Raw genomic sequence first — 21089 nt, 5'->3', positions numbered from 1 at the left:
GACGGTCCGACCGTCGCAATCTAGGATCTGCTCAACGGTCAGGCGACTGGCCACTGAAACTGACGAGGATTGAATCATGAGCTTGAAAGACAAACTGCCCGGCGCGCTGGGTTTCGGCACCGCACCCTTGGGCAACATGTTCCGCGCGATTCCTGAAGACGAGGCGCTCGCCACCGTGCACGCCGCCTGGGATGCCGGCGTGCGTTACTTCGACACCGCGCCGTTCTACGGTTCGGGCCTGTCGGAAATCCGTTTGGGCGCCGCGCTGTCCCGATACAAACGTGACGACTATGTGCTGAGCAGCAAAGTCGGCCGGGTCATTCTGGATGAAGTCGAAGACACGGCGGCCCGTGAATTGGGCGAGAAGAGCGGGGTGTTCGAACACGGCCTCCCGAACAAGATCGTCAACGACTACAGCGCCGACGCGACGATGCGCTCCATCGAGGACAGCCTCAAGCGTCTGCAAACCGACCGTCTGGACATCGTCTGGGTGCATGACATCGCGCAGGATTTCTACGGCGATCAATGGCTGGAGTATTTCAATCAGGCCCGCACCGGCGCGTTCAAGGTGTTGACCCGCTTGCGCGAAGAAGGCGTGATCAAGGGCTGGGGCCTGGGCGTGAACAAGGTCGAGCCGTGCGAACTGACCCTTGATCTGACCGAAGCGCAACCGGACGGCTTTCTGCTGGCGGGTCGCTACACTCTTCTCGACCACGACCGCGCGTTGCAACGTTTGATGGATGCCGCCCTGGCGCAGAACGTCGAGATCGTGGTCGGTGGTCCTTACAGCTCGGGCATTCTGGCCGGCGGTGCGCACTTCGAGTACCAGAAAGCCAGCCCGGCGATCATCAACAAAGTCGAGCACATCAAACGCATCGCTGCCGCGCACGGTGTCGACATAAAAGCAGCAGCCTTGCAGTTCTCGTTGGCCAACCCGGCGGTGGCGGCGGTGATTCCAGGTTCCAGCCGTCCGGAGCGGATTGCTGAAGACGTTGCCGCGCTGTCGGCGGTCATTCCCGCCGCGTTCTGGCACGCGATGCGTGAGGCGAAACTGGTCTGCGACCGCGCGCCATTGCCGATCACAGGAGTTTGAGCATGAAGATTGATCTGAGTGGAAAACTCGCCATTGTCAGCGGCAGCACCGCCGGCATTGGCCTGGGCATCAGCAAGGCGTTGGCCGAGTCCGGCGCCACGGTGGTGGTGATCGGGCGCGAGACGGCCAAGGTCGAACAGGCGCTGGCGAGCATTCGTCAGAGCGTGCCGGGCGCGCAGTTGCGTGGCCTGACCGCGGACCTGGGCACTGCCGAAGGCGCCGAGGTGCTGTTCGCCGCCGAACCGCGTGCGGACATTCTGGTGAATAACCTCGGTATTTTTAACGACGTGGATTTTTTCGACACGCCGGACAGCGAGTGGACGCGCTTTTATGAGGTCAACGTGATCTCCGGTGTGCGCCTGTCCCGGCATTACGTGCCGGACATGGTCAAGCAGGGCTGGGGCCGGGTGATCTTCGTGTCCTCGGAGTCCGGCATCTCGATCCCGGCCGACATGCTCAACTATGGCGTGACCAAAAGCGCCAACCTGGCAGTCTCCCATGGCTTGGCCAAACGGCTGGCGGGCACTGGAGTGACGGTCAATGCGATCCTGCCCGGCCCGACGCTGACCGATGGGCTGGAACAGATGCTCAAGGACGCCACCGCTGCCTCCGGTCGGGGTATACGCGAAGAAGCCGATGCGTTCGTGCGCAAGGCGCGGCCGACGTCGATCATCCAGCGTGTGGCGGATGTCGAGGAGGTGGCGAACCTGGTGGCGTACATTGCTTCGCCGCTGTCCTCGGCCACCACCGGCGCGGCATTGCGCGTTGATGGCGGCGTTGTCGACAGCATGGCAATCTGATTTTTTAATTAACAGAGAGGAATACATGGCAACTGCATCAGCGACGATTGAGATCCCGGCTTCGGCCGACGAAGTGTGGCAATTGATTGGTGGCTTCAACTCGCTGCCGGGCTGGCTGCCGTTTATTGCGCAAAGCGAACTGAGTGAAGGCGGGCGGGTTCGCAGCCTGCAAACTGCGGATGGCGCGGTGATCGTCGAGCGGCTTGAGGCGTTTGATAACGCCGGCAAGACGTACAGCTATTCGATTGAGCAGGCACCGTTTCCGGCTACTGAGTATCTGGCGACGATCAAGGTCGACGCGCAGGGGCAGGGGGCTCGGGTGACGTGGTCGGGTCGGTTCACGCCTGTGGGGGTGAGTGAGGAAGAAGTGGTGGCGTTGTTCGACGGGATTTATCAGGGCGGGTTGCAGGCACTGCGAGCCAATTATTCGGCTTAGTCAGTACGATCAACCCTTGTAGCAGCTGCCGAGCCCGCGAGGCTGCTGCTACAGGGGTTGTGTCAGGTTCGGGTTTTTGCAATCCAGCACCAACCGTGCGCCGCCGAGTTCGCTGCTGCCCACTTCAAGCGCAAACCCATGCAAACTGGCAATCGCCGCCACAATCGACAATCCCAAACCAAACCCGCTTTTCTGGTTGCCACCTTCAGCACGATAGAACCGCTGAAACACCGCTTCACGCTCGGCCTCTGGAATTCCGGGGCCGGAATCCAGCACTTCGATCCGCGTAAACCCGCCCTCACTCACCCCACGCAAAATCACCTCGCCCCCGGGCGGTGTGAACTTGATCGAGTTGCTCAGCAGATTCGCCACGGCTTCGAACAACAACGCCCGATCCCCGTTAAGCGCTGGCAACGACGCCGGCAATTGCAGCTTGAAAACCAGTTCGCCTTCTTCCGCCAGTGGCAGGTAGAAGTCGTGCAGCTCTTGCAGCAAGGGCACCGGGTCCAGTTGCACGAAACCCGAGCGGCGCTGGCGATCTTCCAGTTCGGAAATCCGCAGCAACCCGCGAAAACGCGCCATCAAGGTGTCCGCTTCACCGAGCACCGAATCCAGTTGCACAGCCAGCGTCGAGTCATCTGCGGCCTGCTGCTGAATCCGGTACAGCTGCGCCCGCAGGCGTGTCAGCGGGGTGCGCAGGTCATGGGCGATGTTGTCGCAGACTCCCTTGACCTCGTGCATCAAGCGCTCGATGCGTTCGAGCATGGCGTTGACGATGGTGGCGAGCATGTCCAGTTCATCGCGCCGATTGGACAAGGGCAGGCGCCGGGTCAAATCCCCGGCGACGATGGCTTCGGCACTGGCCTGGATCGCGCGGATGCGCCGCAGGGGGCGTCGGCGCAACAGGTGCCAGCCGGCGATGCCGGGAATGATCGTCAAGGTCACGCCCCAGAACAACGCATGAAGGATGATCCGGGTGACGGCGAACAACGAACCGTTGTCACGCACCAGCACCAGCCAGCGACCGTCGCGGGTCTGGGTCGCTACCGCGTCGCAACTGTCGGCGGGCAGGATCGGGTCGTCGGAATCGGAGCAATCCTTGAGCATGTGAATCTTGCCGTCCAGCGGCAGGTCTTCGGGGATAAAACGCAGGGCGCCGCTGAGGTAGCGATGCTGGTGATCGAACAGGCCATAGGCATCGATGCCGCGGATGTCGAAGGTCATGCTGACGGAGAGAGCGTCCACCAGTTGCTCGCCCTGGAAGCGCGAAAACAGATGCTGGCGTTGCATCAGCGAGTGCTTGGCCAGGTTATCGAGGTAAGCAGACACCTCGTAGTACATGACGCCCATCAGGATCGCGCTCCAGATCACGAACAGCGAACTGTAGAGCGCCAGTAAGCGGCTGCTGGAAGAGCGCCAGCCTTTAGACGGGTTCGGCAATGACATAACCCGAGCCTCGCACGGTCCGAATCAGTGGGGCCTGGCCTTGTGGGTCGATTTTCTTGCGCAGACGGCCGATGTGCACGTCGATCAGGTTGGTGCCGGGGTCGAAGTGGTAGCCCCAGACTTCTTCGAAAATCATCATGCGCGACAGTATCTGCCCGGTGTTGCGCATCAGGAATTCGAGCAGTTTGTACTCGGTCGGCAGCAGCGTCAGAAGCTGGCCGCCACGGCTGGCTTCATGGCTGATCAGGTTGAGTTCCAGGTCGGCCACACGCAACGTCGTGGCCTGGGCGGTCACGGTGTTCTGGCGGCGTAACAGCACTTCAACGCGGGCGGCCATTTCATCGGTGGCGAATGGCTTGGTCAGGTAGTCGTCCCCGCCGGCGCGCAACCCCCGCACGCGCTCATCGACATCGGAGAGGGCGCTGATCATCAGGATCGGCGTGGCCACGCCCATGGTCCGCAGTGTGGTGACAATCGCCAGGCCATCGAGCTCCGGCAGCATTCGGTCGAGGGTGATCAGGTCGTAGTCACCACTGACCGCACGCGCGAGGCCTTCGCGACCATTGTCGACCCAGTCGACATCGAGGCCGTGGCTGCTCAGTTCGGCGACGATCTCCCGGGCGGTCACGGCGTCGTCTTCGATGGTCAAGATGCGGGTCATAGGGCTGGCCTGATTAGCGGTTCTCAATGATGTGCAGCATTTTGCCAAGAAATGATCGGAGTCTTTCTAAATAAAACTTCATGCACTGAATATTGTGATCAATGCAGAAAACCCGCTGGGTTGAGGCATTTCTTGCAAATTGCATGAGAAAAGGAAGTTCAATCTTTATAGGTGATTGAAAAATAAGGAAATAACTAAAATTCGCGACTGGCACGCTGACTGCAATGGTGCATTTGAAGAGTTGTAACACCATCTTTCCTGCCTGGAGCGATACAACAATGAATAGATCTTCTGATGGTTTCTATCCCGTCGCAGAAGAAACGAGCACGCTCTCGGGTGTGTCCTGGGGGGCGATCTTCGCCGGGGCCGCTGCGGCGGCAGCGTTGTCGCTGATTCTGGTGCTGCTCGGTTTCGGCCTGGGTTTTTCGGCGGTGTCACCGTGGGCCAATGAAGGTGTGAGTGCCAAGGGGCTGGGCATTTCAACCATCGTGTGGCTGGCGGTCACGCAAATTCTGGCGGCCGGGGCCGGCGGTTACATTGCCGGTCGCTTGCGGGTCAAGTGGGCCTACCTGCACGGGGATGAAGTGTATTTCCGTGATACCGCCCATGGCTTCCTCGCCTGGTGCGTGGCGACGCTGGTGACCGCGACCCTGGTGGTCGGCTCGGTCAGCAGTGTTATCAGTGGCGGCATGCAAGCAGGGGCCAATATGGTCGGCGGGGCGGCCAGTGCGGCGACTCAAGCTGCCGGTACCGCGGCTGCCAATACCAATAGCGATCAGTACGGCTATTTCGTCGACAGCCTGTTCCGTGACGATCGTCCAGCCGCCGTCAGCGATGATGCCGCGCGTGGCACCGTGACGCGCATCTTTGTGCGCAGTCTGGGCAATAACGGCCTGAGCGCCGACGACCGGACTTACCTCGCACAAATGGTCGCCCAACGCACCAACCTGACTCAGGCCGACGCCGAACGTCGTGTCGATGAAGTCTACGCCCGTACGCAAAAAGCCGTGGCCGACGCCAAACTGGCTGCCCAGCAAGCCGCTGACAAAGCCGCGAAAGTCGCTGCCTGGACGTCGCTGTGGATGTTCATCGCACTGCTGATCGGCGCGTTTTTTGCCAGCCTTGCCGCCACTTTTGGTGGTCGTCGTCGGGACGCCGTTGTGTACGTGGAAACCGATACTTACGTCACCACCACCCCTGTTCGTTAATCCAGGAGAATCATCATGCGCTCATTACTGCTGTTCTTTCTTGGCGTGCCGATCCCGATCATTATCCTGATCGCCCTGTTCATGCATTGATTCGCTGAGGCTCGTGCCTCTGCCGCTTCCGCTTCTGGTGGAAGCGGCGTTTTGCTTTGTGACCCCCAATAAAGCGAAGATGCCTACTACTGTGGGTTGCTTTTTGAAGGGGAGACGTGCGTTGGACAAAAAGGAAATCAAGCGGCAACTGATGGTGGCGCTCGACGCTGGGCACTCCAAAACCGCGACGTTCAAGGCGTTCTCCGGTGGCGTGGTCAAGGACCGGGTGCTCGCTTACTGGATCGGTGCCAGGCCGGATCCGGCGTTGCGGGAAAAACACGCGCTCAAGGTCAACATTCTGCTCGCACTGACCTGCCTTCAGGCCTTGCTGGGGGCCGTCACCGGATTCTATCTGGGCTCGATGATCGGCCCCGGTGCCGTGGTGTTTTTCACCCTGTTTGCGGCGCTGGTGCCGCTGGCGTTTGCCTGGGGTTTCTACAAGAACTCGGCGCAGGTCTACACCCTTTACATGATTCTGACCGTCAGCCAGATCGGGCGGATGTTTCAGGGGTATGAGGAAGATCCGGTGATGACGGTGGTGGGTGTGGTGATCACGTTGGCCATGGTGTTTTATGTGGCCTGGGTGAAGGCGCTGCTATTCCCGGACCTGGGGTTTGTCGGTTCGAAAAAGGTGAAGGGGCAGTTTGTGTTTTCCAACTGATGCTCGGGTGAGGGGCAGGCATTGCACCGCGTTATCGTTCATCGCGGGCAAGCCTGCCGCCACATCACTTAAACCTTGCCCGCTTCCTGCTCCTCCAACTGATCCGACTCAAACAATTTAGCCAATTCCGCCCGCGCTTCCTGCGCCGTCTGCAACACCTTCGCCGCATCGTCATACACCGCGTGCTGGGCCTCCAGCACCTGTTCATCGTGATGCTGGAAACGCTTGATCCGCGCATCCGCCTGCGCCTGGGTCAGCCCCAGGCCAACCAGCGTGCGGCGGCTCATTTCCAGGCTTGAATAATAGGTTTCACGAATCGCCTCGGCCCCCAGGTCCACCAGGCGATGCACATGCTGACGGTTACGTGCGCGGGCGATGATTTTAATGTGCGGGTACAGCCGGTGCACCACCTCGGCGGTCTTGATGTTGGTGTCCGGGTCATCGGTGGCGATGATGAAGTATTCAGCCTGTTCGACCTTGGCTGCGCTGAGGATCTCCGGGCGCATCGGGTCGCCATAGAACACCGGTACGCCGCCGAAACTGCGGGACAGTTCGATGGTTTCCACCGACGTATCGAGCGCCACAAATTTGATGTTCTGCGCCCGCAGAATCCGCGCAACGATCTGACCCATCCGGCCCATACCGGCGATCACCACGCGCGGCGCATCGGTGTCGATGTCGCGGAATTTTTCCGGCACCACGACGGGCTGCACCTTGGGTGAATACAACCGGGCGCACAGCAGCAACAACAGCGGTGTCACTGCCATGGACAGGGTGATCGTCAGCACCAGCAAATCGTACAGGTGCGGCTCGAACAGGCCTTGATCACGGCCAATCTTGAACACCACAAACGCGAACTCACCGCCGGCCGCCAGCACGATGCCCAGGCGCAGCGCACTGACTTTGCCAAGGCCACCGGCCAATCGGCCGACCACAAACAGCAGCGGCAATTTGATTGCGATCAGCAGCAGGGTCAGCCCCAGGACCGCAAGCGGGGCGCTGAGCAGCAGGCTTAGGTTGGCGCCCATCCCGACGCTGATGAAGAACAGCCCCAGCAGCAGGCCTTTGAACGGCTCGATCTGCGCTTCCAGTTCATGTCGGTATTCAGAGTCCGCCAGCAGCAACCCGGCGAGAAAAGCGCCGAGCGCCATGGACACGCCGACCAGGTCCATCAGCCACGCCGTGCCGATCACCACCAGCAACGCCGTGGCGGTGGACACCTCGGGCAAACGGGTTTTGGCGACGATGCGAAACACCGGACGCAACAGATAGCGTCCACCGATGACCACCACCGCAATGCTGCCCAATACCCGCAAACCGTGATTCAAGTCTTCAGCGGCGGTGGAGGTGTGGTCACCCCCGGCCAGCAGCGGGACCATGGCAATCAGCGGAATGGCCGCGATGTCCTGAAACAGCAGAATTGCAAACGCCAGTCGACCGTGGGGGCTGGTCAGTTCCTTGCGCTCGGCCAGGCTTTGCAAGCCAAATGCAGTGGACGACAAGGCAAGGCCAAGGCCGAGCACGATGGCGCTGTTCAGCGGCTGGCCGAAGACGAGCAGCGCCAGCACACCGATCACTGAACCGGTCAACAACACCTGCGCCAGGCCCACGCCGAACACCGATTTGCGCATCACCCACAGGCGTCGCGGCGACAGCTCCAGGCCAATGATGAAAAGCAGCAACACCACGCCTAGTTCAGAAATATGGCTGACGCTTTGCGGATTACCAATCAGCCCCAGCACCGACGGCCCGATCAGGACCCCGGCAAACAGATAACCCAGCACGGCTCCCAATTGCAGGCGCTTGGCCAAGGGCACGGTGAGCACCGCCGCGAACAAAAACACGACAGCGGCTTGCAACAGGTTGCCTTCATGGGGCATGACTTACTCCAACACTCGATACGGCGGAGCGCCAAGGATAAAGGCTGCGGCGGGATGCGTCAGCCGTGATGGCCGACAAACCGTGAATTCCGCTATCGCGAGCAGGCTCGCTCCTACAGTCACTGGAGGATCACCCATGAACCGCAAAACCCTCATCGCCGCCCTGGCCATTGCCGCTGGCGTTGCCGGTATCAACCCTATCGTTCAGGCGGCCGAGTCCCCTCAGAAAACCGTTCAGCCCGGCGTCAACAACCGTGAACTGGTGGTCGGCGACCGCGCCCCGGACATCTACCAACGCAGCGAAAAAGCCCTCGCCAATTGGCAGGAAAAAGGCCTGAAAGCCCCGAAGGATCGGGCACAGTGGGTGCAGATCAATGACAAATACATGATGGTGATGATCACCAACGGGACGATAGTGGACATCACGCCGGTGGAGCGTTAGAGCCTATTGGCTGTGAGCCCGCACCGGGCTTTCGCCGCCCAACCGATACTGATTATTGCCACTGCGCTTGGCCTCATACATCGCCAGGTCCGCGATATGAATCAGCCGGTCCATGCTTGGCGCATGGTCCGGGTACACCGCGACACCGAGGCTGGTGCCGATGTGGCGCTGGTCGTTGCCGATGGTGATGGGCGGTGACAGTTCGATGAAGATTTTCTGGCAGATGCTGCGTGCTTCATCCTGCAGGTTGATGCCTTTGGGCAACCCTTGAAGGATAACCACGAATTCGTCACCACCGATGCGGGCGACGGTGTCGGTTGAGCGCAGGATTTTCTTCAGGCGTGTGGCAGTGGTGATCAGGACGCGGTCGCCGGCCGCATGGCCGTAGTGATCGTTGATGGCCTTGAAACCGTTGAGGTCGACAAACACCAACGCCACCCGGGTCGCGCCGATACGCGCCTGTTCCAATGCCTCGGACAACCGTTCCTCCAGCACCAGACGATTGGGCAGGCCGGTCAACGGATCGTAGTGAGCCAGGTGCTGGAGGTAACTGGCGGAGGCTTTTTCCTCGGTGATGTCGCGCACCACGCCCATCATCTTGATGGTGGCGTCGTGGTCGTTCTTGACCACATTGCCGGTCTCTCGCAGCCAGTGAATACTGCCGTCGGGCCAGACGACGCGGTATTCCTCGTCATGGTTTTCGCCGGTTTCCAGGCAGCGCAGTTCCCCGGCCCGCACGCTGGCGCGGTCCTCCGGGTGAACGCAGGCGCAAAACAGGGCGTAGGAGGGCGTCACTTCGCCGATCTTGAAGCCGAACATGCCGTAGATCGCATCCGACCAGTAGAGCTTTTCGGTGTCGACGTCCCAGTCCCAGGTGCCGATGCGGGCGAAGTATTGGCTGCGTTTGAAGCGTTCGGCATCGCCGTCCTGGCGCACGGACGGTCCCTCGGCCAGGCTGGCGATCAGCGCACGACTCTCGGCCAATTGCTGTTTCAGTGAGCGCACGCGATAGATCATCGCGATGAGCAGGGCAAACATGACTGAGCCGACGGCTGCGCTGGTCCAGACCAGATTCATTCAGGGATCGTCATTGGGCATTAAACCGAGGGATACGTTGGTGCTTATGTTAGTTCACCGCGCTGTTGGGTTGCAGTCGCTTTCTGTCTAACGAGCGCTAGACTTTCTGTGCACGCCATCTGCTTCGTGATCATCCGTCAGCCAGGAGATCCTCAGCATGACTCAAGTCAACCCGTCTGGCCCGACGCCCCCACCGCCTGCGCCGGAGAGTTCACAGTTGTCGGCACACTTTGGTGGGCCAACGCTGCTGTTTGCGGCCTATCTGTTTTTCTATTCCTGGCTGCATTTGTTTTATTACTTCAAGACGTTCGGCATACCGCTGGTATCGCTGGATATCTCGCTCTATTTCTATCTGGCGTTTGCCTGGACTGCGGTGAAACAGTTCGGGGCCTGGATCCCCCTCATTCTGGGCGGCGGTGCCATCCTCTATGTTGCGCTTAACGGCGGCTGGTCTTCGGACCACAGGCTGTTTCGGCATTTTTTGCACAAAGCGCTATTCGCACTTTTTTTGGTCTTGGGACTTTGGGCCACGTCTGTCATGGCCGAGTACCTCGGTACGTTCCAGGCCCAGCAAGTCCGCGATGGCGGTGTGTTGCACCCGATTCGCCTGCACTTTGAAGAAAAGCAGGCGAAGAACTTTCCGACTGAGTTGTCGACGGCCACCATTAGCAAGGATGGCGGGATTAAAGAAGCCGTGCTGCTGATTGAAACGGACGAGACGTACTACGTGCTGATTCAAAAGGTGCTGATGAAAACCGATAAGCAGCCGCAACGTTACGATTCATTTGGCACGGTGTACCAAGTGCCGAAGAACCAGGTGATTTACGTTGAAATGGATGTGCCCAATATGCCGCGTGTTACCAGGACATTGTTTTTAGACGAGTTCCTGTAATCACCACGCGGGACTGGACTAATGGCAGGTGCGCTATGACCAGAAGGAAAACTGCCCTGGCACTCGCTCTGTTTGTGAGTGCGGCGCAGGGCGAACAGATCTTGATGATGCCCAGTGGCGATCAGTACCTGGGCAACGAAACCGTGGACCATTCGGGCATTTTTGTTGATTGCGCAAAATTTCCCCATAGTTCGGCGGACGGCAAGATCCAGCCGACGAGCCAGCGGTGTGACAACAATGTCATCGTTGTCATGGCGCCCTCGTTGATCACTCGCTCACCGCTGGAGGTGGTCAGCGTGGACCCGACCGCCAAAAAAATTGAAGTGATGGAGGGCAATACGGTCCAGACCCTAGACTTGAAACAGTTCCCGGATCTGCATTGGTTTGATTTCACCAAAGGCGACCAGATCGGCATTGTGACTGACAAGAAAAGCAGTACAGGCAAGTGGATCCATCCAGAAGCGATCTTCGGCAAAGACTTCGCGGTCGATGCGAAGCAGAAGGAAGACAAAAAAGTCGTGGAAATGTTGACCCACCCCGATAAAGGCACCTGAACAGTTGCCATCCAGCTGATTTTCTGGGAAAACCACGACCCTCGAATTCTGCAAACAGATAAACACCGTCATGAATAACGAACTGCAAATCATCGACCTCCAGCCAGGCGATGGCAAAGCCGCCGTCAAAGGCGCGCTGATCACCACTCAATACCGTGGCTGGCTGGAAGACGGCACTGAATTCGACTCCTCCTACAACCGTGGTAAACCTTTCCAGTGTGTGATTGGCACGGGCCGGGTTATCAAAGGCTGGGATCAGGGAATCATGGGGATGCAAGTCGGCGGCAAGCGCAAGCTGCTGGTGCCTGCACATCTGGCGTATGGCGAACGTTCGATGGGCGCGATCACGCCGAATTCGAACCTGATTTTCGAGATTGAATTGCTGGAAGTGCTGACGCGGGATGATTGACTGGAAACCTACCCCCGCAGCCCTATGAAAAGGTCCAACTCAGTCGGTAGCTGCTCATTGAGCGCTATGGCGATTTGTTGGACCTGCCCGGCCGTCAGTAAACAGTCCCCGTCCTCGCTTTGATCAAGGTTCTTCCAGCCCAGTACGCCCAGTATCACGACTTCTGACTCGGGCGGAACGGTGAGTTCGTATTTTAGAAAGTCACCCTCTTGATCACCTTTTAAAAATCCGCTGATCCAAAAAAAGTGGGCAGGGTGCCCGTCGAGCGACGTCAGGTTTTGAATCAAAGGTGTCTCTGTTTTACGAGTCATTAGCGTTCTTGTCTCATCCTTTAAAAGCGATGCGAACGCTATCTCAATGGGCGTTTGATAGATGTAGGATAGTTCTGAATTTGCAGCCGGTATTTCAGAAGATTCAACCCTGAAACGTCTCCCGATACGCAAACAACCCCGGTGTACCGCCAGTCATCACAAACAACACATTGTCCCCGCGCTGAAAGCGCCCATGCCGGAGATCGGCCACCAACCCGGCAAATGCCTTGCCGGAATACACCGGGTCAATCAGCAACCCTTCAGCCCGAGCCATCAAGCGCACCGCCTCCTGCATGGCCGGCGTCGGCAGGCCGTAACCGTCGCCCAGCTGACTGCCATCGATAACAATATCCGAAGTCTGAACAACCGCGCTGCTCCCCAGCAACGCCAATACCTCCTGGGTCAATTGCCGGGTTCGGGCCGCTGACGACTCTCTGTCAGACAACACCGAGTACGACTTCACCAGCGAAGTCCCCCGACCCAGCAACTCAAACCCCGCCGCAAGTCCTGCGTGGGTGCCGGCGCTGCCGTTGGGCACCACGACCTGGTTAAAGGTCAACCCCAGTTCGCGTTCCTGTTGCGCGATCTCCGCCGCGCAGCGCGCATAGCCAAGACTGCCCAAGGGTGTCGAGCCTCCCGTGGGAATCACCAGCACCTTGTGTCCTTCAAGCCGCAGCTGTTCGGCACGCTTCTCGGCTTCAGCCAGCGAATCGCTGCCGCCGGCCAACACGCGGAGGGCGGCGCCAAACAGCTGGTCGAGCAGGACGTTGCCGTTGAGTTCGTAGTCCACTTCCGTTTTGGGCACCGAACGGGTCAGGATCAGTTCGCAGGCAATCCCGAGACGAGCGCACACGGCCGCGGTCAGGCGCGCATGGTTGGATTGGAGGCCGCCGATGGTGATGATGGTGTCGACCCCGGCTGACAGCGCTGCGCCCAGATGAAATTCGAGTTTGCGCAGTTTATTGCCACCGTCGCCGATCAGCATGTGATCATCGCGCTTGAGAAACAGGCCGATGCCTTGCGCCTTCAAACCCAGTTGCTGTTCGAGGCGTTCGGCGCGCTGGATCGGTGTCGGGCCTTGCAGAAGGTCGGCGCGGGCAAAAGAACTCAGTGACGTGTCCAGTAGGATTTGCATCAATGACGCCTCGTTGTTCAGTGTTATGACCGTGACTCTAGGGAGAAAGCCCCGACGGATAAACGCATCGCCGGTTATTACTCCTTTAACCTTATGTATTTAATGCAAGGCATGTTCATGAGCAAACTCAGGCAAATGGAAGTCTTCGTCGCGGTGGTCGAGGCGGGCAGTTTCGCCGATGCGGCCCATGCAGTCGGCATGTCGGCTGTGATGGTCGGGCGGCATATCCAGAGCCTGGAGAACACTCTCAACACCAAACTGGTTCAGCGCACCACACGGCGGCAATCGATCACGGCCGAGGGGCAGTTGTTTTATGAAGAGGCCAAACTGGCGCTGGAACAGGTGAAGTACGCGTTCAGCCGGGTCGAAGCGTCGAACCCGGAGCCCAGTGGCCTGTTGCGAATCACCGCGCCGATGAGCCTGGGCGTATCGTTGGTCGGCCCATTGGTGGCGGAGTTCATGCAGCTTTATCCGCAGATCCAGGTTGAGCTGATCCTGAGTAATGAAGTGGTCGATCTGTACGAAACGTCGTTCGACCTGGCTTTCAGGATTTCTGAGCTGATCGGCGTCAATCTGCTGGCCACGCCATTGCCGCCGTATCGCATGGTGATCTGCGCTTCACCCGGCTATCTGCAGAAATGGCAGGAACCCAAGGCCCCCGAAGACCTGCATCGGCATCGGATTCTCACGCATACCTCGTGGAATAACCGGTTTGCCTGGCCACTGCGCAACGGCGCCAGCGAGGTGCCCTGGCCAGAGGGTGCGGTGTTGAAGAGCAATGACGGGCAGGTGTTATTGCAAGCGGCGATGGCTGGGGAGGGGATCTTGATGCAGCCGGACTTTTTAGTAGCGGCGGCGTTGGGCAAGGGTGAGCTGGTGCGGATCATGGAGGACTATGTTCCGCCGCCCAAGCCCGTGCAGATGGTGTATCCGCGGTCGCGGAAGTCGTTGCCCAAGTTGAAGGCGTTTGTGGAGTTTGTGGTGGGGCGGTTGGTGATCTAGGGAATGTGAAGGCGCTTTCGCGAGCAGGCTCGCGAAGAACGATCACTCGGTCTTAAACCAGGTCACGGAATGCCGGAATCCGCCCATTCAGCGAAGGCCGATATTCCCAGGCCAACCCCCCCAGCGCAGACCGGTGCAGCAGAATTTCCCGCAACGTCGCACTGGCAATCCCCAACGCCAACACGTGCCCCGGACACTGATGCCGACCCGCGCCAAAGGTAAAACTGCGACGGTGCGGGCGATCCACCAAAAAAGCATCAGGGCTGTCATTCAGCAGTGGATCGCGATTGGCCGACGCCAACAGCAGCAAAATCACATCGCCCGACTGGAAGTTCACCCCCTCGATTTCACAGGGTGCAGCGACAAACCTCCGGGTATTCTGCACCGACGGGTCAAAACGCTGGATTTCGGCAATCAAATCCTCCACCCGCGTCTCGTGTAGCAATGGATTTCGCATCACCGCCAACAGCGCATTACCGATCAGTCCCGCGGTGGCCTCGAAAGACTGGGAAAACAAGCCGATCAGATTGGCAATCAGCGTTTCGTGGTCACCGCTGAAGCGTCTGCGAATCCCGGCGAGCAGCTCGCTTTTGTTGTCCGGGTCATTCAGCAACTCAACGAAGTAACCCTGTAAATGTTCAGCCGCAGCCTCTGCAGCGTCGAGTTGCGCCTGATTGCTCAGCGGCGACAGGCACGCCACGAACTCCGCCGTCAGCGCACTGATCGTTCGACCCTGAGCCGGGGTGAACCCCAACAACGCCGCCACCACGCACACCGGACCGCGAAACATGGCGTTGTACAAGCCGTCGGCATCCGGCGTGATCAATCGCGCGGCCACCAGCGCATTGACTTCATCCCGATCAATCAACCCCAGCCCCGGCTCAATCGCCGACCTCGGGCAACGCTGCCGTTCGCCTTCATTCATCCGCATCAACTGCCCGAACACCTTGCCCGCCATGCCACCGGCAATCGCCTTGGGCACCGGTTCAGCGCAAGGGCGGACATGGCAATCAGGATGGGCCAGCACGGCGGCGACTGTTCGGGCGCTGCTGGCCACCCACAGGTTCAGTCCGGTGTGAAACATCAGACCTCCTTGGGCACGCAGTTGCGCGTAATAGGGATAAGGGTCGGCATGAGTCGCAGCGATGATCGGGTCCATGGGTCGCAGCCTTGTTCGGGGTGGGGAAAGTGTTGCTACTATCTCCAGTTCCAAAGGCCCTTGATTCGTCCGGGAGCGAAATATGAACGCAGAACAACATGACATCGGCGTCTCTCAGGTCGCGGCCGCCATCGCGGAGCCGGCCCGGACGAAGATCCTCTGTTCGCTGATGGACGGCCACGCCCGCACCAGCACCGAGCTGGCGGCGATTGCCGAAGTCAGCGCCTCCACCGCCAGCGCACACCTGGCCAAGCTCAAGGAGCAGGCGCTGGTGCGGCTGCACGTGCAGGGCCGCCATCGCTATTACAGCCTGGCGGACAAGCGCGTGGCCCAGGCGCTGGAAGCGCTGATGGTGATCGGCCAGAACAGCGCACCGGCGTATAACTCGCGCACGCCGGATCGCCTGCAATTCGCCCGCACCTGCTACGACCACATGGCCGGCACGCTGGCGGTGTTGCTGCATGACCGGATGCTGGAAAAAGGCTGGTTGCTGGAAACCGATGAGCAGGCGTATCGGCTGAGTGACAGCGGCGAGGCGCTGTTTGAAGGATTGGGTATTGAAGTCAAGGACCTGAGCACGCTGCGCCGCCGTTTCGCCTGCCCGTGTCTGGACTGGAGCATGCGTCGGCCACACCTTGGCGGCTCGCTGGGAGCTGCGTTGCTGCAATCGGCGATCAAGCGCCAATGGGTGACGCAGGATCTGGACAGTCGGGCGCTGACGTTGACGGCGGTAGGGCGCAAGGCACTTGGCGTGCAGTTCGATCTTGTGCTGCCGTCTTCAAGTGGATCTACGGTTTCTATTGATAAAAAACATCAGGATATCGCTGTTAGTCATTGATTAATAAAACTGGCTGTTGCTGGCTCCAGGCGAAAAAAAGCCCGGTTATCCAATCGATAACCGGGCTTTTTTGCTCAAGCTCAAGCGAACAGCAGCGTCAGATCAAACCTTGACGATCCAGCCCGCTGGCGCTTCGATGTCGCCCGTTTGTACACCGGTCAGCTCCTTGTAGAGCTTCTGGGTAACCGGGCCGACTTCGGTTTCGCTGTGGAACACGTGCAGGTGGTCGTTGTAGCTGATGCCACCGATCGGGGTGATCACGGCCGCAGTACCGCAAGCGCCGGCTTCCTTGAAGTCGGAGAGCTTGTCGATGAACACATCGCCTTCAACCACTTCCAGGCCCAGACGCGATTTGGCCAGTTCGATCAACGACAGGCGGGTGATGCCTGGCAGGACCGACGGCGAGTTCGGCGTGACGAACTTGTTGTCGTGGGTGATCCCGAAGAAGTTGGCCGAGCCGACTTCTTCGATTTTGGTGTGGGTCATCGGGTCCAGGTAGATGGCGTCGGCAAAGTGCGCCTTCTTGGCCTGGGAACCTGGCATCAGGCTGGCGGCGTAGTTGCCACCGACCTTGGCTGCGCCGGTGCCCTGTGGGGCGGCACGGTCGTAGCTGGAGATCAGGAAGTTGTGCGGGGTCAGGCCGCCCTTGAAATAGGCGCCAACCGGGATGCAGAAAATCGAGAAGATGAATTCCGGTGCGGTACGCACGCCGATGTTGTCACCCACGCCGATCACGAACGGACGCAGGTACAGCGCGCCGCCAGTGCCGTAAGGCGGGATGAAACGCTCGTTGGCGCGGACCACTTCCTTGCAGGCTTCGATGAACTGTTCGGTGGACACCTGTGGCATCAGCAGACGGGCGCAGCTGCGTTGCATGCGTGCGGCGTTCTGATCCGGGCGGAACAGGTTGATCGAACCGTCCTTGCAACGATAGGCCTTCAGGCCCTCGAAGCATTGCTGGCCATAGTGAAGGGCAGTCGAGCCTTCGCTGATGTGCAGCACATTGTCTTCGGTCAGGGTGCCTTTGTCCCACTCGCCATTACGCCAGTGCGATAGATAGCGCTTGTCTGTCTTGATGTAGTCAAAACCCAACTTGTCCCAATTGATGCTTTCGTTACCCATGACACCCTCTATCACTGAACAACCGTCGAAACGGTTCAAGGCTTCTGACGTTTTTTGGATGGGGACAACAATACTTCATTCCGGGCCTGTTTCGCAGCCCGGAATGCGATCTCTCTCGCACTAATCGTTCCCACGCAGAGCGTGGGAACGATCAGTTAGAGATGCAGCGCGTGACCCAAGGCCCGCAGCGCGGCTTCCTGTACCGCTTCACCCAGTGTCGGGTGCGCGTGGATGGTGCCGGCGATGTCTTCCAGTCGAGCGCCCATTTCCAGGCTCTGGCCGAAAGCGGTCGACAACTCCGAAACGCCGACCCCGACCGCCTGCCAACCGACAATCACATGATTGTCACGGCGCGCCACGACACGCACGAAGCCGCTTTTGGATTCCAGCGTCATCGCCCGGCCATTGGCCGCGAACGGGAAGCTCGACACGATGCAGTCCAGCCCCGCAGCCTTGGCCTCGTCCGGGGTTTTGCCGACCACCACCAGTTCCGGGTCGGTAAAACACACGGCGGCGATGGCGGTCGGGTTGAACTCGCGGTGTAAACCGCTGATCAGTTCAGCGACCATTTCGCCCTGGGCCATGGCTCGGTGCGCGAGCATCGGTTCGCCGCTCAGGTCGCCGATGGCATACACGTTACGCATGCTGGTCTGGCAACGGCTGTCGATCTTGATCGACGAGCCGTTCATGTCCAGGTTCAGCGCTTCGAGGTTCCAGCCCTGGGTGTTGGGTTTGCGACCGACGGCCACCAGCACCTGATCCGTTTCCAGGTTCAGCGTCTCGCCGCCCGGCTCCAGAACTTGCAGGGTATTACTAGCAGTATCAAAGCCTTGCACGCTGTGCTTCAAGTAAAGCTTTACGCCAAGTTTCTTCAGTTCGTCGTGTACCGGCTGCGTCAGTTCGGCGTCGTAGGCCGGCAGGATGCGCTCCTGTGCCTCGACCACGCTGACGTCAGCGCCAAGCTTGCGATAGGCAATCCCCAGTTCCAGACCGATGTACCCACCACCGACCACGGTCAGCCGCTTCGGCACGGAGGTCGGTGCCAGAGCTTCAGTGGAGGAGATGATCGGGCCGCCAATCGGCAGCATCGGCAGGTTCACGCTTTTCGATCCGGTGGCCAGCACCAGGTGCTCGCACTGAATGCGTGTGTCACCGACGTCAACGGTTTTGCCGTCGACGACCTTGGCCCAGCCTTGAATGACTTGAACCTTGTTCTTCTTCAGCAATGCCGCGACGCCAGTGGTCAGGCGATCAACGATGCCGTCCTTCCACTCGACGCTCTTGCTGATGTCGAGGGTTGGCGCCGAAACGCTGATGCCCAAGGCCGAATGCTGGCTGTGATGTTGCGTCTGGTGAAACTGCTCGGCCACGTGAATCAGCGCTTTCGACGGAATGCAGCCGATGTTCAGGCAGGTGCCGCCGATGGATTCGCCTTCTACCAAAATGGTGGAAATGCCCAGTTGACCGGCACGGATCGCCGTCACGTAACCGCCAGGGCCGCCGCCGATGATCAACAGTGTGGTGTTCAAAGATTGCATGACCTTACTCCACAAACAAGGTGGCGGGTTGTTCGAGCAGGCCACGAACGGCCTGGATGAATTGCGCCGCGTCCATGCCATCGACCACACGGTGATCGAAGGAGCTGGAGAGGTTCATCATCTTGCGAATCACGATCTGGCCTTTGACCACCATCGGACGTTCGACGATTTTGTTGACGCCGACAATCGCCACTTCCGGCAGATTCAGCACCGGGGTGCTGACGATGCCGCCCAAGGCGCCGAGGCTGGTCAGGGTGATGCTCGAACCGGACAATTCGTCGCGGCTGGCCTTGCCGTTGCGTGCAGCGCTGGCCAAACGGGAGATTTCCGCCGCGTTGTCCCACAGGCTGCGGGCTTCGGCATGACGCACCACCGGCACCATCAAACCGATGTCGGCCTGGGTGGCGATGCCCACATGCACCGCGCCGAGGCGGGTGATGACCTGGGCTTCGTCGTCGTAACGGGCGTTGATCTGCGGGAAATCACGCAGGGCGACGACCAGGGCACGGACGAGGAACGGCAGCAAGGTCAGCTTGCCACGGGTGGCGCCGTGTTTTTCGTTCAGGTGCGCGCGCAGTTCCTCGACGGCTGTTACGTCGATTTCTTCGACATAACTGAAGTGGGCGGCACGCTGGGTGGCGTCCTGCATGCGCTGGGCGATCTTGCGGCGCATGCCGATGACCGGGATTTGCTCTTCGTCGTCACGCTGGGCGTAAGCGGAGGATACAGTCGAGGCACTCGACTGACCTTGCGCCAGATAGGCGTCCAGGTCTTCGTGCAGCACGCGACCGGCAGGGCCGCTGCCACGCACCAGGCGCAATTGAATGCCAAGGTCCAGTGCGTGTTTGCGCACGGCCGGGGACGCCAATGGCCGATCGTTGGCCTCGCGAGCCACCATCGGGCCTTGGCAAACGGCCGCTCGCGGCACGGCAGCAGCGACCGGTTTGCTTTCAACAACGGCTGCAACTTTAGGTGCTGCAACCGGCGCTTCTTTAACGGGAGCAGGCTGCGCCGACTCTTTAACGTTGCCCGCGCCTTCCACTTCAATGCTGATCAGGATGCTGCCCACCGCCATGACTTCACCGGGCACACCGCCCAGCGCGATCACTTTGCCGTGGACCGGCGAAGGGATGTCGACCATCGCCTTGTCGGTCATCACATCGGCCAGCACCTGATCTTCGACGACCATGTCGCCAACCTTGACGTGCCACACCGACAATTCAACTTCTGCAATGCCTTCACCAATGTCCGGCATTTTAATAACGTGCGTGCCCATTCAGACCTCCATAACCCGATGCAAAGCCGCGCCCACTCGGGACGGACCAGGGAAATACGCCCACTCTTGTGCGTGCGGGTAGGGAGTGTCCCAGCCGGTGACGCGCTCGATAGGCGCTTCCAGGTAGTGGAAGCAGTGCTCTTGCACCAGGGCGACCAGTTCGGCGCCGAAGCCGCACGTACGGGTCGCTTCGTGAACGATCACGCAACGGCCGGTTTTCTTCACTGATTTGACGATGGTTTCCAGGTCCAGCGGCCACAGGCTGCGCAGGTCGATGACTTCAGCGTCGATGCCGGTTTCTTCAGCCGCCACTTGCGACACGTAAACGGTGGTGCCGTAGGTCAGGATGGTCACGTCCTTGCCCGGACGGGTGATGGCGGCGACGTCCAGCGGCACGGTGTAGTAACCGTCCGGCACTTGAGCGGCCGGGTGTTTCGACCACGGCGTTACCGGACGTTCGTGGTGACCGTCAAACGGGCCGTTGTACAGGCGTTTTGGCTCAAGGAAGATCACCGGGTCATCGTTTTCGATGGAGGCAATCAGCAGGCCTTTGGCGTCGTACGGGTTGGACGGCATGACCGTGCGCAGACCGCAGACCTGGGTGAACATCGCCTCGATGCTCTGGCTGTGGGTCTGGCCGCCATAGATGCCGCCACCGCAAGGCATGCGCAGGGTCATCGGGGCGGTGAATTCGCCAGCCGAGCGATAACGCAGGCGGGCGGCTTCGGAAATGATCTGGTCTGACGCCGGGTACACGTAGTCGGCGAACTGGATCTCGGCGACCGGGCGCAGACCGTAGGCGCCCATGCCCACGGCGACACCGACGATGCCGCTTTCGGAGATCGGCGCGTCGAACACGCGGGAGGTGCCGTACTTGGTCTGCAGGCCTTCGGTGCAACGGAACACGCCGCCGAAGTAGCCCACGTCCTGGCCGAACACCACGACGTTGTCGTCACGCTCAAGCATCACATCCATGGCCGAGCGCAGGGCCTGGATCATGGTCATGGTGGTCGTGGTCATGGCGGTTTCCAGCTCGATATTGTTGTTGTGGTCGTTCAT

At 59.8% G+C, this 21089-nt stretch carries 22 protein-coding genes; 11 read left to right on the top strand and 11 right to left on the bottom strand.

The annotated features are described in order from the left end of the window. The first annotated feature begins 76 nt into the window (after positions 1–76). From J2X66_RS13460 to J2X66_RS13450, 3 genes are read left to right on the top strand one after another with little or no spacing between them, the layout of a single operon-like run. Positions 77–1093, top strand: a complete 1017-nt coding sequence (locus tag J2X66_RS13460; RefSeq protein ID WP_310265018.1) for an aldo/keto reductase — start codon at positions 77–79, stop codon at positions 1091–1093. A gap of 2 nt (positions 1094–1095) precedes the next feature. Next, positions 1096–1893, top strand: a complete 798-nt coding sequence (locus J2X66_RS13455) for an SDR family oxidoreductase (RefSeq protein ID WP_310265016.1) — start codon at positions 1096–1098, stop codon at positions 1891–1893. A 25-nt stretch (positions 1894–1918) separates the two neighbouring features. Then, a complete protein-coding gene (locus tag J2X66_RS13450) occupies positions 1919–2329 on the top strand; it encodes an SRPBCC family protein (RefSeq protein WP_310265014.1) in 411 nt (136 codons plus the stop codon). Positions 2330–2377: 48 nt separating this feature from the next. Here J2X66_RS13450 and J2X66_RS13445 read toward each other — a convergent pair whose 3' ends face one another. Both J2X66_RS13445 and J2X66_RS13440 read right to left on the bottom strand, forming a co-directional pair. After that, positions 2378–3775: a HAMP domain-containing sensor histidine kinase gene (locus J2X66_RS13445; RefSeq protein ID WP_310265013.1), complete on the bottom strand. Its 1398-nt coding sequence runs from the start codon at positions 3773–3775 to the stop codon at positions 2378–2380. Then, positions 3753–4436, bottom strand: a complete 684-nt coding sequence (locus tag J2X66_RS13440; protein ID WP_310265011.1) for a response regulator transcription factor — start codon at positions 4434–4436, stop codon at positions 3753–3755. The genes J2X66_RS13445 and J2X66_RS13440 overlap by 23 nt, the downstream gene beginning before the upstream one ends. 278 nt (positions 4437–4714) lie before the next feature. Between J2X66_RS13440 and J2X66_RS13435 the strand changes: the two genes are divergently transcribed. Continuing rightward, positions 4715–5644 carry a hypothetical protein gene (locus J2X66_RS13435; RefSeq protein WP_310265009.1) on the top strand — a complete coding sequence of 310 codons (930 nt, stop codon included), beginning with the start codon at positions 4715–4717 and terminating at the stop codon, positions 5642–5644. 211 nt (positions 5645–5855) lie between these two features. Then, complete coding sequence (locus J2X66_RS13430) at positions 5856–6395, top strand: hypothetical protein (RefSeq protein WP_310265008.1); 540 nt, start codon at positions 5856–5858, stop codon at positions 6393–6395. Between the two features lie 68 nt (positions 6396–6463). Here J2X66_RS13430 and J2X66_RS13425 read toward each other — a convergent pair whose 3' ends face one another. Continuing rightward, a complete protein-coding gene (locus J2X66_RS13425) occupies positions 6464–8275 on the bottom strand; it encodes a monovalent cation:proton antiporter-2 (CPA2) family protein (RefSeq protein ID WP_310265006.1) in 1812 nt (603 codons plus the stop codon). Between the two features lie 136 nt (positions 8276–8411). On the opposite strand from J2X66_RS13425, the gene J2X66_RS13420 reads away from it, so the two are divergent. Continuing rightward, on the top strand, positions 8412–8717 hold the full coding sequence (locus J2X66_RS13420; protein ID WP_310265004.1) for an RcnB family protein: 306 nt from the start codon (positions 8412–8414) through the stop codon (positions 8715–8717). Between the two features lie 3 nt (positions 8718–8720). On the opposite strand, the gene J2X66_RS13415 is transcribed toward J2X66_RS13420, so the two are convergent. Beyond that, positions 8721–9794 (bottom strand): sensor domain-containing diguanylate cyclase, encoded by a 1074-nt coding sequence (locus tag J2X66_RS13415; protein ID WP_310265002.1) that lies wholly within the window; start codon positions 9792–9794, stop codon positions 8721–8723. Between the two features lie 157 nt (positions 9795–9951). Between J2X66_RS13415 and J2X66_RS13410 the strand changes: the two genes are divergently transcribed. The 3 genes from J2X66_RS13410 to J2X66_RS13400 all read left to right on the top strand — a co-directional run bounded on the left by J2X66_RS13410 (position 9952) and on the right by J2X66_RS13400 (position 11649). After that, entirely contained in the window at positions 9952–10686 is a 735-nt protein-coding gene (locus tag J2X66_RS13410) for a hypothetical protein (RefSeq protein WP_310265000.1), read from the top strand. Positions 10687–10721: 35 nt separating this feature from the next. Continuing rightward, on the top strand, positions 10722–11240 hold the full coding sequence (locus tag J2X66_RS13405) for a hypothetical protein (RefSeq protein ID WP_310264998.1): 519 nt from the start codon (positions 10722–10724) through the stop codon (positions 11238–11240). A 70-nt stretch (positions 11241–11310) separates the two neighbouring features. Further along, the gene (locus J2X66_RS13400) at positions 11311–11649 is read left to right on the top strand and encodes an FKBP-type peptidyl-prolyl cis-trans isomerase (RefSeq protein ID WP_310264996.1); all 339 of its coding nucleotides are present in this window, start codon (positions 11311–11313) and stop codon (positions 11647–11649) included. A gap of 8 nt (positions 11650–11657) precedes the next feature. Here J2X66_RS13400 and J2X66_RS13395 read toward each other — a convergent pair whose 3' ends face one another. Then, entirely contained in the window at positions 11658–11960 is a 303-nt protein-coding gene (locus tag J2X66_RS13395; RefSeq protein WP_310264994.1) for a pyocin S6 family toxin immunity protein, read from the bottom strand. A gap of 103 nt (positions 11961–12063) precedes the next feature. Continuing rightward, entirely contained in the window at positions 12064–13095 is a 1032-nt protein-coding gene (locus J2X66_RS13390; RefSeq protein ID WP_310264992.1) for a D-cysteine desulfhydrase family protein, read from the bottom strand. A 117-nt stretch (positions 13096–13212) separates the two neighbouring features. Here J2X66_RS13390 and J2X66_RS13385 point away from each other — a divergent pair, with 117 nt between their 5' ends. Further along, positions 13213–14097 carry a LysR family transcriptional regulator gene (locus tag J2X66_RS13385; protein ID WP_310264990.1) on the top strand — a complete coding sequence of 295 codons (885 nt, stop codon included), beginning with the start codon at positions 13213–13215 and terminating at the stop codon, positions 14095–14097. A 52-nt stretch (positions 14098–14149) separates the two neighbouring features. On the opposite strand, the gene J2X66_RS13380 is transcribed toward J2X66_RS13385, so the two are convergent. Beyond that, the gene (locus tag J2X66_RS13380) at positions 14150–15256 is read right to left on the bottom strand and encodes a cytochrome P450 (protein ID WP_310264988.1); all 1107 of its coding nucleotides are present in this window, start codon (positions 15254–15256) and stop codon (positions 14150–14152) included. Positions 15257–15338: 82 nt separating this feature from the next. Here J2X66_RS13380 and J2X66_RS13375 point away from each other — a divergent pair, with 82 nt between their 5' ends. Continuing rightward, on the top strand, positions 15339–16094 hold the full coding sequence (locus tag J2X66_RS13375) for a metalloregulator ArsR/SmtB family transcription factor (RefSeq protein ID WP_310264986.1): 756 nt from the start codon (positions 15339–15341) through the stop codon (positions 16092–16094). 102 nt (positions 16095–16196) lie between these two features. Here J2X66_RS13375 and J2X66_RS13370 read toward each other — a convergent pair whose 3' ends face one another. From J2X66_RS13370 to J2X66_RS13355, 4 genes are all read right to left on the bottom strand, one after another. After that, positions 16197–17216 (bottom strand): branched-chain amino acid aminotransferase, encoded by a 1020-nt coding sequence (locus J2X66_RS13370; protein ID WP_310264984.1) that lies wholly within the window; start codon positions 17214–17216, stop codon positions 16197–16199. A 155-nt stretch (positions 17217–17371) separates the two neighbouring features. Then, complete coding sequence (lpdA, locus tag J2X66_RS13365; protein WP_310264982.1) at positions 17372–18754, bottom strand: dihydrolipoyl dehydrogenase; 1383 nt, start codon at positions 18752–18754, stop codon at positions 17372–17374. 4 nt (positions 18755–18758) lie between these two features. Next, complete coding sequence (locus J2X66_RS13360; RefSeq protein ID WP_310264980.1) at positions 18759–20030, bottom strand: dihydrolipoamide acetyltransferase family protein; 1272 nt, start codon at positions 20028–20030, stop codon at positions 18759–18761. After that, positions 20031–21089, bottom strand: a complete 1059-nt coding sequence (locus J2X66_RS13355; RefSeq protein ID WP_310264978.1) for an alpha-ketoacid dehydrogenase subunit beta — start codon at positions 21087–21089, stop codon at positions 20031–20033.

It is taken from the genome of Pseudomonas sp. 3296 (assembly GCF_031456615.1).
Lineage (GTDB): Bacteria > Pseudomonadota > Gammaproteobacteria > Pseudomonadales > Pseudomonadaceae > Aquipseudomonas > Aquipseudomonas mucoides.
The sequence above is the reverse complement of the archived record's forward strand: the minus strand, read 5'-3'. Positions and strand labels throughout refer to the sequence as shown.